This is a genomic window from Solibacillus cecembensis, assembly GCF_050272495.1.
GTDB classification, from domain to species: Bacteria; Bacillota; Bacilli; order Bacillales_A; family Planococcaceae; genus Solibacillus; species Solibacillus cecembensis.
Genome location: NZ_JBNNMF010000019.1, coordinates 1 through 6,959, shown reverse-complemented (window position 1 = coordinate 6,959; position 6,959 = coordinate 1). Strand labels below are relative to the sequence as shown.

At 37.8% G+C, this 6,959-nt stretch carries 6 protein-coding genes; 4 read left to right on the top strand and 2 right to left on the bottom strand.

Going from position 1 to position 6,959, the window contains the following annotated elements:
- The 4 genes from ACQKIH_RS16070 to ACQKIH_RS16055 all read left to right on the top strand — a co-directional run.
- A partial coding sequence (locus ACQKIH_RS16070; protein WP_427767855.1) for an S-layer homology domain-containing protein occupies positions 1–1,051 on the top strand: 1,051 nt, incomplete at its 5' end.
- Between the two features lie 272 nt (positions 1,052–1,323).
- Complete coding sequence (locus tag ACQKIH_RS16065; protein ID WP_427767853.1) at positions 1,324–1,884, top strand: hypothetical protein; 561 nt, start codon at positions 1,324–1,326, stop codon at positions 1,882–1,884.
- Positions 1,885–1,918: 34 nt separating this feature from the next.
- Complete coding sequence (locus tag ACQKIH_RS16060) at positions 1,919–3,259, top strand: glutathionylspermidine synthase family protein (protein ID WP_427767851.1); 1,341 nt, start codon at positions 1,919–1,921, stop codon at positions 3,257–3,259.
- Between the two features lie 136 nt (positions 3,260–3,395).
- Positions 3,396–4,178: an alpha/beta fold hydrolase gene (locus ACQKIH_RS16055; RefSeq protein WP_427767849.1), complete on the top strand. Its 783-nt coding sequence runs from the start codon at positions 3,396–3,398 to the stop codon at positions 4,176–4,178.
- Between the two features lie 80 nt (positions 4,179–4,258).
- On the opposite strand, the gene ACQKIH_RS16050 is transcribed toward ACQKIH_RS16055, so the two are convergent.
- Both ACQKIH_RS16050 and ACQKIH_RS16045 read right to left on the bottom strand, forming a co-directional pair.
- On the bottom strand, positions 4,259–5,494 hold the full coding sequence (locus tag ACQKIH_RS16050) for an MDR family MFS transporter (protein ID WP_427767847.1): 1,236 nt from the start codon (positions 5,492–5,494) through the stop codon (positions 4,259–4,261).
- A gap of 370 nt (positions 5,495–5,864) precedes the next feature.
- Complete coding sequence (locus ACQKIH_RS16045) at positions 5,865–6,680, bottom strand: lipid II flippase Amj family protein (RefSeq protein ID WP_201784955.1); 816 nt, start codon at positions 6,678–6,680, stop codon at positions 5,865–5,867.
- Positions 6,681–6,959 lie beyond the last annotated feature (279 nt).

Sequence of the window (6,959 nt, the reverse complement as noted above, 5' to 3'; positions counted from 1 at the left end):
TGCGACAGGTGGTCAAGTCCCTGGTAGTAATAATTATGAAGAAAAAGCTACTGTAACCATAGCCGCCAATCCAGGAAATCTCGAAAAAACAGGATTTATGTTTGCAGGTTGGAATACACAAGCTGATGGCAAAGGAACACACTACGCGGCGAATGATACATTCAAAATGGGCTTAGCGAATGTCACGCTGTATGCAAAGTGGGATGTAGCTAGTTATGTACTATCCTTTGAATCCAATGGGGGAAGTGTTGTAGTTGCCCAAAATGTTGCCAATCAGACAAGAGCAAAAATGCCAATAGCACCAACTAAAACAGGCTATATATTTGCTGGCTGGTACAAGGATACGGCGCTGACAACAGCGTGGAATTTCAAGACAGACATGGTAACAAAACCGACAACTTTATACGCAAAATGGACGGTGAACAGTTCTTCGGGCAGTGGTGGTGACTATAATCCGACACCGACTCCACCACCAATAGAGCCAACACCGGAGCAACCAACACCACCGGGAAATCCAAAAGAAGAGCCTAAGCCACAGATGACGTTTACCGACATTTTGGCACACTGGGCACAGGAAATGATTGAAGACATCGCAGCACGTGGAATTATTAACGGCTATCCAGACGGTTCATTCCGACCAAATGACCCAATCACGCGCGAACATATCGCGGCGATGATTGCCCGTGCTTTCGACCTTGAACCAACACGAGAGGCAACATCATTCAGTGATGTACCAAACAGTCATCCGTATTACGAAGCGATCATGCAACTTCAGCAAGCGGGTATTATAGACGGTTCGGACGGAGCATATAATCCAGATGCACCTATGACACGCGCACAAATGGCAAAAGTAATCGTCCTTGCATTCGGTCTTACACCAGGCGGGACAAGTACCTTCCAAGACGTTGCGAAAACGCATTGGAGTTATGATTATATTGCAGCACTTGAAGCACATGGCATTGCATTAGGGGATAATGGCAATTTTAATCCAGATGAGCCGGTCACACGCGCGGAATTTGTCGCGTTTCTGTACCGAGCATTTCACTTATAAATAGAAGCACGCGATCAAATTCTGAAACTCAAATTTGGTCGCGTGTTTTATTATTTTCCGACATGTTGATTAACCGATTTCAACCATTTGAGAATCACATACACAATCAGCGCAGCGAATAAAATAGTGATGGATGAACCAGTGCTTGATACCGCTACAAAATACCGGAAACAAGAATCTAAGTTGAAAAACGCCTAATTTATCCTTAAATTGAAACTTATTGGCATGTTCATTCGTAAACGTATTAAATAAAAACACCAGGAGGATTTCATATGACGAAAAAATCACTTGTTAAATATACGGTTATTACTACGGTTTCTGCTTTAACATTAGCTGGATGCGGAAGTACTGAAGAAACCATTGTATATTCTAACGAAACAATAGAAATCGATTCATCACCTAGCGACACAGTAGAAATAACTGACATCGTACAAGAGGAAGCCTTAACAATTCCTGATGAGGTGATCACAGAAGAATATGTGGATAGTGACCTTGATGAAGAACTAGTACATATTGGAGAGAGCGAATATTATGGAGACTGTGAAGTATGGCAGGAATCTGATGATGGTTCGAGTGAATGTTTAGACGAAAATTCGCCGTTGTATTCGCAACATTTCTTTAACGGGTTAATGTTCGCTTCAGTGGGAGCTTTAGCTGCAAGCAGTATGTACAAATCAATGAATAAACGTGACGGAGAAATTCGTCGAAATGCAGGAACTAACACTGGCGGAGGATATAGCACTTCGAATACGAATAAAACGAATTCTTATTCAAGTGGTAAACAAGGATTTAGTTCGGGTGGTGCTTCTCGTGGTGGATCAAGCTCTTCATAAGCAGTTTGAAACTTTCTGAAACGAGGTGGAAATTATGAAGGCAAATGAAATGAAAAAGCAGCAATTAGAAGTAGATAAAAACAAAGTACTAAGCGCAAATACAGAGCAACGTACAGCATTTTATAGTCAATATCCGCATTTTTTTGCAAATGTCGATCAGTTGGAATATGCCTTGTATGACATTATGCCAATGACTCAGGAAAAAATCGATGAAATATATGATGCGACAAATATTTTATGGCGCATTTTTCAAAAGGTCGCGAAGCAGTTTAAGCATTTATCAGCGGAGCAGCTAGTGATGCTAGGCATTCGAGAAGAAATGATTCCGTTCTTTTCACTCGACTATTTACCACAGCAATCGGTTTTAGCACGCTTTGACTTTATTTGTACAGAAGAGGGTGCGATTAAAGCGATTGAATTAAATGGGGATACGCCATTTCTTATTACCGAAACTTTTGAAATGAACCAATTTTTATGTGATGAATTTGGTTATGAAAACACCAACCGAGCTGATGTGTTGATTAAAAGTCTTTCGCAAGCGTTATTTGCATCGATTCAATATTTAAATAAGCCAACTTCTGCGCCAATTAAAGTTGTGATTACAGGGAAAGAAGCACAAGAAGACTTCGAGGAAAATGCACATGTTCAATATATCCAAAAGCATTTACCATTTGAAATTGAGTACGTGCCGATTAAGCAGCTAATTATATATGAAGAAAATACCGCAACAATTGAGCGCGGCTTATACACGCCAAATATGGAACGAATTGATATTTTATATCGCCCAGCACACCCCCTTGAATTTTTAATTGATGATGTATCCGACGATGGCGAGCTAACTCGAATCGGTATTGCCTTGCTGGAACTAGTTCGAGATAAACAATTAGCGATTATTAACTCACCTGCCGCGTATGTTCTGCAATCCAAAATATTGTTGTGGTTAATTTGGGAACGCCGAGGCGAACCGTTATTATTTACAGCTGAAGAACGTGCAGCCATTGAAAAGTATATGTTACCTACATACATGAGCGCGGAACCTTTTGTCAGTAAGGGTGTTGGCTATGTAAAAAAGCCGGTATTTTCACGAGAGGGCAATACCATTGAAATTCATAAAGCAAATGGGGAAAAGCAAGCAACATCTCAATTTGCGCATTATACAGATAATCTTTATATTTATCAGCATTATATTGAAATGCCCTCTATCAACATTACATTAAAGGATGGTAAGCATTCGAAAAAATGGTTGATCGGTTCGTTTGTTGCAGATGGTCGAGCTTGTGGATTAGCTTGTCGTGTAGGGAATGACATCACGGAATGGGACTCCCATTGGCTAGCTGTTGGGATGAAAGTTAATAACAATAATTGGAGAAATTAGGAATCTAAGTTAACATTTGGTGGGGTGTTGATGATAAGTAGTAAACTTCTGTGATTTGACTTGTCACTTCATATAATGTAACCCATTTTCTTCGCATGAATATCTTAATCATAAAGCCACTTTATGGGGGAAGTACATGGGATATTTCGTTAATGTGGAACCAGGAGTCAATTTATTCGTAGAAGATATCAATCCTGGGGGGAGCAAGACCATTGTTTTTATACATGGCTGGCCATTAAGTCATAAGCAGTTTGAGTATCAGTTTGATTTTTTATCAGCAAAGGGATATCGCTGTATAGGTATTGACTGGAGAGGGTTCGGTAATTCGGATAAGCCAACGAGTGGCTACAACTATAACCGATTGGCGGACGATATCCGTACTGTAGTTAGTACACTTCAATTAACTAATTTTACACTCGTTGGTCATTCAACAGGTGGGTCCATCGCGATTCGGTATATGTCGCGGTTTAATGGTTATGGTGTGTCGAAGCTTGTCCTTGTAGACGCTGCTGCTCCTGTTGGTTTTACAACAGAGACGGCGAATACATTGCTTAACGAGGCGTTAAATGACCGCCCGAAGATGATGCAGAATGTAATAGACACTTTTTTCTTTCAGTATATAACAGGTCCATTCTCAGACTGGTTTTTTCAAATGGGCTTACAGGCAGCAGGGTGGTCAACCGCGGCAGTTATCGTTTTACTAAGAGATGAGCAACTCTATGATGACCTTCCCAAAATAATAGCCCCTACTTTAATCATTCACGGTATTCATGACAAAGTAATTCCATTTACACAAGCTCAAGAACTAAATCAAAAAATTACAAACTCACAGCTTGTTCCATTTCAATACAGTGGGCATGGCGCTTTTTGGGAAGAACGAGAAAAGTTTAACGAGCTATTGATGCAGTTTATTGGTTAATAAATAGCAATGCCCCACTAAATTTTTAAAAGAACATAGTGGGGATTTTTTACGTTAATTTTATAGGATTCCTAATTACTTTATTTAATGGTTGAAGTAGGTAATCTAAATAATCTTTTATAGAGAGCTAAACTGATAATGGCACTTAGTAAAATAACACTAAAAATGACAATAGGTGATAGCCATGCTGCTAACAAAACCGTAATAGGCGCTACGAAACGCCCTAAAGTAAATTGCATATTTGCAGCCCCCATATATTGTGCTCTCGCATTTGCAGGTGCATGTTTACTGACGAAATTATAAATGACAGGTGCTCGTACAATTTCTCCAAATGTAAAAATAATAGTTAAGCAGAATAGGACCCAAATATTCGTTGTAAAACCAACAGCAAACATACCAAATCCGGCCAAAAGACAAGATAATATAAAAACATTTTCATCTGTCCAAGATTTTAACCATCTTGTTATGGGTAAAACAAATAGAACAAATAATACGCCATTTTGTCCCAATATTAAGCCTAAAACCTCAGCTCCTTCAATTTGTATCAACCATTCTTTCCAATGAAATAATGTTTGTAAAGAGACGTATTCTGTAATGTATATGGCTAAATATAAATCTAATTGCATAATGGCAATGACAGAAAAAATACCAGCTACAATATAATACATAAAAGCCTTGTCTTTTCGCATAGCAATATAGTCTTTGAATTGTGTTGAGAGTACTTGAGAAGTTGAAAATTCCGCAGACGTATTTTTTTGAGGTACGGTTTCTTTTAGTTGAATAAATAGAAGTACCGTATAAAAAAGTGTTACAGCGGTACAGCTCCACAATAATAGCGAACGATGATCAAAAAATAAAATAGCCCCAATAATCGGACCTAGGACAGCACCGATATTATTCATTGTCATAAAAGTGGCAAACACTTCTTTTCGATTGTACTCATCCACTAAATCGGCAACCATCGCATCACTTGCAGGTTTATAAAATGCTGTACCTATACCAATTCCAAGAAAGGCGGCATAATCCAGCCAAGGTGAGGGGGATAAGGCAAATAGGGCAAACATTCCCGTTTGTATACTACTACCTATAATCATTATGGGACGACGCCCAAAAGTATCTGCTAAATAACCACCAATTAAATTGAATAAAAGACTGATAATTGGAGGGATCATTAGCAAAAATCCTGCCCATGTTAAACCAATTACTTGGCTAAAATACACAGCAATAAAGGGGAAATACATCCAATATAACAAATTAAATAAAGTTTCACCTAGCAATCGAATTTTCAAATTGAAATCCCAGCGGTATTTTTCCATAGTTATCTCCCTATACGTAGACTACTCGGCCGAGTAAATCAATTTTACGAAAGCATACTGGAAAAATATAGACTTATATTCAAATTTATTTTATACTAATAATATGGAAGTTAAATAATGACGAACTTCAATTTATGTGCGATACAAAACGAACGTTTGTTTCTTTTTTGCTGTAATTGATAATATTCTTGCCTTAAATTAAATAAAAATTACTAAAAAAACACGTATTTCAAGTGATCATTTACTTGAAATACGTGTTTTATTATTCTCAAGGAGTCGATTCCAAATAGGATTTTGGAAATAGGGTTTATAATAAGCAATATGATTTTTGGGGATTTTTCAATAAATATGTGGACGCTTTTAATTGTAGTTAAGCAATCAATTTCACAAACCAAGCGACATAATGTGCCCCGGGAATAAATAATAGTTGAGCTAATAAAGTGCCTAAAAATCGGGATGCCATCATCATGACAGACATTCTCTTTAAATCTAAATAGCTGCCTTGTTTATTTAGCACATCGTCCGCAAGAATGGATATTTTAGGATCAATAAATATAATCAAAAGAATTGTAGCCATCCCATTGATTAACCCTGAAGCCATTGCAGCCGTTGTTTCAAGCTCTGGGACGAGCAAAGCTGCATAAAGAGAAGAGAGAACCCCAATTGTATAAATCGCTGTAATAACTATGTTGATTACAAAAAGTTTCATGGGAATATCTTTTATACGAATCTCTTTTACAAAAGCAAAACTAGGCTTACGAATGTGCTTCATCCCACGTTTTATATATTCAAACGTCAACCCCTTTTTCATTAAAGCAGGGATGTTTCCTCTTTCTTCAGCCAAATGAATGATTGCTCTAGAAAATATAGCAATAAAAGTAGGGAGAAGGATAATCCCGATTAAAGTACCGATAGATGCTGCTCCAATAATTATACGAAACTGATTTTCTACATAGCTTAATGCATTTTCTGTCGGTGCATGGTCCACTAAACTGCCTGTAAATGGTTGTTGCATCATATTCGCTAATCTCGAAACCATGACCATTACATTGAATAGAGATAAAGCAGATGCTAGTAACTTTACGCGAGCTCCTGATAAACGCACGGCATAAGCTAACGTTTCGATGGAGTGAATAATTAATATGAAAAGTGCGATGATGATTAATTTATCCGTTAGCAATTCGATGATTAACAACTCCTAAAAAAATTCTATAGTTGTTAGTGTAGACGATTTTGTAGTAAGTTAGTTCTTGTTTTCGGTCGAATGTTTGTAATATACAGATAATTTATACGCAAAACCTGGAAAGGCGGGGAATTGTAGGTCTGAAATTAATATTCGATTTAAAAAGTTAGAGCCTCTCTACATGAAATGAACTGCTCCCTGTCAAGTAGACAGCGGGAATAATAAAAATTCTTTATGCGGCTTGAGCCCTGTATTCTAAGGGGCTCAAGCCGTTTAATCTTT